This window comes from Peribacillus sp. SIMBA_075 (genome assembly GCF_046534585.1).
In genome coordinates, this window is the sequence record NZ_JAWRYN010001578.1 from 1 (window position 1) to 237 (window position 237).

At 38.8% G+C, this 237-nt stretch carries 1 pseudogene; it reads right to left on the reverse strand.

Features of this window, described 5'->3' with window-relative positions:
* Positions 1 to 114: pseudogene (locus tag SB775_RS33730) on the reverse strand (HD domain-containing protein); the annotation flags it as partial.
* Positions 115 to 237: the final 123 nt, after the last annotated feature.

Genomic DNA, 237 nt, shown 5'->3' on the forward strand with positions numbered 1-237 from the left:
AACATTTTGTTTGTACAAATCATAATCCCACTTATCATTGCGATAGCAGGTGAAATGGCCCATATCATGCAGAAGTCCTGCTTTTGCCGAAATATCAGGGTCTATCTTATATTCGTTTGCTAGGTGAAACGAATGCTAGGCTACCGCAATCGCATGTGCCAGAACTGAACGGTTAAAGTATTTTTGAGCAATGGGATGTGTAAAACCATCTAAAAGCTTTACATCTCTCATCTAAAA